The following is a 4,234-nucleotide window of genomic DNA, read 5'->3' as shown; positions in this document are numbered from 1 at the left end:
CGGCTGGCGACGGGCAGAAGCTAGACTAAAAAGTTGGGGTTTAAATCATCAAACGGTACGCTTCGCTTTTTGCTTATAACGGTCGAAGATCACCGCCGCCAGCAGGATGAGGCCACGAACCACATACTGCGCGAACGGAGAGATATTCAGCAGGTTCATCGCATTCTCAACCGTCCCCAGGATCAACACCCCGGCCACCACATATGAGATTTTTCCGATGCCGCCTTTAAGCGAAACGCCCCCTAACACGCAGGCTGAAATCACGATCAACTCATAACCGATTGAGGTCATTGGCTGGCCGCTGGTCATACGCGATGCGAGGATAATCCCGGCAATGGCGGATACCAGACCGGAAAGAATAAAGATAATAATCTTGGTACGAACAACCGGAACCCCAGCCAGGCGCGCCGCCTCTTCATTGCCCCCAATGGCCAGCGTATTACGCCCAAACGTGGTTTTGTTCAGCAGTAAGCCAAAGACAATGAAACAAACGACCGTGATCCAAATAGGCGCCGGCAGACCAAACCAGTTAGCATAGCCGAGTGTGAAGAAACGCTCGTCTTCAATCCCGACTGCCTTACCGTCGGAGATAATATAGGCCAGACCACGTACAATCTGCATTGTCGCAAGAGTAGTGATCAGGGCGTTAATTTTTAACCGCGCAATCACGAACCCATTCACCAGACCACACAGAATACCGAGCAGCAGCCCGGCAGCCACGCCAATCCACAGACTTTCGGTCATGTTAATGACTACGGCAGTGGTAACACCAGCACAGGCAATTACAGACGCGACAGACAGGTCGAAATCACCGGATGCCAGGCAAAACAGCATCCCGCAGGCAACCATACCCGACATTGATACCGCCAGCCCTAACCCCTTCATGTTGATGAAAGTAGCAAAGTTTGGCACAAAGAGGGAACAAACCAGGAACAACACGGCGAACACCACCAGCATGCCATATTGGTCCCAAATGCGGCCCAGATTTAGCGCCGACTTCGTTGCGCCAGAACCCGATGTAGAAACGGAAGACATCATACTCTCCTTATTCAGGCTACAGCCTGGCTGACTTTAGGCATAGCAAGGCTCAACGCCTGGCGCTCATCCGCCTGTTCATGAAGTAACTCACCGGCAATTTCGCCTTCTCTCATCACCACAATACGGTCGGCGACACCGAGCACTTCTGGCAGGTCACTGGAAGCAAACAACACGGCCACACCGCGCGCTGCGAGGGCATAAATCACGTTGTAAATTTCATGCTTGGCGCCCACATCAATGCCGCGTGTAGGCTCATCCAACAAAATCACTTTCATCTCTTCCGATAACCAACGACCGAGAATAGCCTTCTGTTGATTACCGCCGGAGAGGTTCATGATCAGTTGCTCTGCACCCGGCGTTTTGATATTGAGTGAACGAATATGGTGATCGGCATTGGTCTCTTCCCAGCCGTTGTTGATCACGCATCCCCCCAGAACATGCTTACGCCGTGCACTAATGTTGATGTTGTTGCGCACTGAATGGACCGGAATGATCCCTTCAGCTTTGCGATCCTCCGGGCACAGCATCATCCCCGCTTCAATGGCATGGCTTGGTTTACGGATATCGATAGGCTGTTCATCAATAAATACCTGGCCCGCCGTGATACGCGTACCGCCGAACAGCCCTTTCATTAATTCGCTACGTCCGGCCCCCACCAGGCCAAACAGCCCGACAATTTCACCGCTTCGCACAGATAAGCTGATTGGCGTACGCACGCCTGGAGCTTTGACTTCATGCAGCCGCAGACGCTCTGTGCCATACGGTCTGGATTTCCAGCCATAGATATCCCCGAGGTCGCGCCCGACCATCGCCTGCACCAGCGCATCGTGATCGACCTGCAGCATGTCCGTGAACGTTTTGACGCAATGACCATCTTTAAACACGGTGATGGCATCGCTGAGAGCAAAAATCTCCTCCATACGGTGTGAAACGTACAGAATGATGCGTCCTTCGTTGCGCAGCTCACGGATAACGCGAAACAGATTCTCAATCTCGCGAGCCGACAGGGAGCTGGTTGGTTCATCAAAGGCGATAATTTTGGCGTTTCGCGCCAGCGCTTTTGCAATCTCCACCATCTGCCACTGGCCAATGGAGAGGTATTTCAGTGGGGTATCGGGATCGATATCCATCCCCAGATGCTTCAACTGGATTCCTGCTTCATAGTTCAGCAGCGAGCGGTTCACAATCCCGCCTTTGTGCGGTAACTGCCCTAAGTAAATATTCTCGGCAACGGTCATTTCCGGGACGAGATGCAGTTCCTGATAAATAATGGCGACACCGGCGTTGAGTGCGGCAGTGGTATCCGCGAACGAAACTTCCTGTCCGCGGATCGTCAGAGATCCCGTTGTTGGCGCATAGTTACCGCTGAGAATTTTTAAGAGTGTTGATTTCCCGGCGCCATTTTCGCCCATCAGCGCATGCACCTGTCCGGCATAGCAGTCGAAACTGATATCCGTCAGCGCCTTAACGCCCGGGAACGTTTTGCCAATGCCGCGAAATGAAAGATACGGGGTAGACTGTTGCATAACGTCTCCGTGAGTCAGGATTTTACCGGCCAGGAAAACCGCCGGACGTAGGCCCGGTAAGCACAGCGCCACCGGGCATTGCGCCGGAAGGCGGCTTCGCCTAATCCGGCCTACAACATCGCAGCACTTCTGTTACTTACCGCCTAAGCCTTTCTTCGCCAGCTCTTCTTTGAAGTTATCGCGGGTAATCAGCACCACATCTGTCACTTCAGTGAATACCGGTGGCTCTGCACCTTTCGTTACCCAGTTGTAGAGCATTTCACTGGATTTGTAGCCGTGCACGTCCGGGCTTGGCAGCAGTGAACCGTAGAACCCGGTCGCTTCGCCTTTTGACAGTTCGCTCACCGCGTCAACGCCGTTTATCCCGATACCAATCACGTTTGGTGCTTTGAAGCCCTGCCCCTCGGTCGCACGTACGCCACCCAGCACGGTGTTGTCGTTCATGCCGACAATCAGCCAGTTTTTGACTTCAGGATGCTGAACCAGCATGGAGTTGGCGGCGTCAAATGCGCCGGGGATGTCATTCGATTTTGTTGGGACCTGGTAAATCTGTTTTTCCGGGAAGCCTGCGGCTTTAAGCGCTTCCATTGAACCAGAAGTACGACGACGTGCGGTATCCAGTTCGTTGGCGGTAATGGCCATTACGGCGGTGGATTTCACATCCCAACCGCGTTTTTGCATCTCTTTGTACAGCTCCTGGCCCTGGCGTTCACCAATTTTGGTTGCCGCCATCATCACCAGCGGTACGGTATCCATCGGCTTACCTTTAGCGTTGGCAAACTGGTCGTCGACGGCAATGACTTTCATATCGTAGCCACGCGCCTTAGCCATAATGGCTGGCCCCAGTTTTGGGTCTGGCGTACAAATCACAAACCCTTTTGCTCCACTTGCAGCCAGGCTGTCGATGGCGTTAAGGGTTTTCTCACCATCCGGAACGGCAATTTTAATCACCTCAAAACCAAGGTCTTTACCGGCTTTATCGGCAAATTTCCATTCAGTCTGGAACCACGGTTCTTCCGGCTGTTTGACCAGGAAACCGAGCTTCATGGATTCAGCGATAGCGGATTGTGACATAATGGCAGCCAGACCGATGGCAGCCAGCGCTTTAGTGAATTTGTGCATGGTTAACTCCAGCTTTAACGTTCTTTTATGTAGGGTAAAATCAGACGATTTTTTGTAATTCGGACGTAAAACAAGGCATTACCTTTTATTGATAAGATCAATGCCAGTGCTGAGAGTATTTTTAGCGGGAAATTGATTCTCCATAAGAGAGCGGCATCACACCACAGAATTACAGTAATTGCGTACATAAATTCAGCGGGAAATGACATAAAAAAACGCGGTTTTGTCGACGGGAAAAAAGAGGGGTAGCAGATTAGTCCATAACATCAGCCAACGAATCCTTGTTCCCGAATACCGAAGCATTCGGGAGCACAATGATTACCATCTGTAATAAATGTGGTCAGCGTGATCGCGAACCGGAATGTCATCTTCCAGCAGATGCGCTGAAAGCGTGAAAGCAAAATCGAAAATATGCCCTAACCCTTTGCCGCTAATAAGGTTGCCATCTTCAACAACCGGCGCATCAATATATTCTCCATCCGCGACGTTTTGCCACAGATCTCCCGAACACACATAGCGACGCCCCTTCAGCAGGCCGTTGCCACCCA

At 51.9% G+C, this 4,234-nt stretch carries 3 protein-coding genes and 1 pseudogene; all 4 read right to left on the bottom strand.

Annotated elements, in window-relative coordinates; genetic code table 11:
- Positions 1–48: 48 nt before the first annotated feature.
- On the bottom strand, positions 49–1,035 hold the full coding sequence (araH, locus tag FDW94_RS05280) for an L-arabinose ABC transporter permease AraH (RefSeq protein WP_008785075.1): 987 nt from the start codon (positions 1,033–1,035) through the stop codon (positions 49–51).
- A 14-nt stretch (positions 1,036–1,049) separates the two neighbouring features.
- Positions 1,050–2,564: an arabinose ABC transporter ATP-binding protein AraG gene (araG, locus tag FDW94_RS05275; RefSeq protein ID WP_137377249.1), complete on the bottom strand. Its 1,515-nt coding sequence runs from the start codon at positions 2,562–2,564 to the stop codon at positions 1,050–1,052.
- Between the two features lie 132 nt (positions 2,565–2,696).
- Positions 2,697–3,686 (bottom strand): arabinose ABC transporter substrate-binding protein, encoded by a 990-nt coding sequence (locus tag FDW94_RS05270; protein WP_137377248.1) that lies wholly within the window; start codon positions 3,684–3,686, stop codon positions 2,697–2,699.
- 318 nt (positions 3,687–4,004) lie between these two features.
- Positions 4,005–4,234: pseudogene (locus tag FDW94_RS23885) on the bottom strand (DJ-1 family protein); the annotation flags it as partial.

Origin of the sequence: Citrobacter sp. wls757, assembly GCF_005280935.1 — a bacterium.
Lineage (GTDB): Bacteria > Pseudomonadota > Gammaproteobacteria > Enterobacterales > Enterobacteriaceae > Citrobacter > Citrobacter portucalensis.
This window is presented reverse-complemented; position numbering and strand designations above follow the sequence as displayed.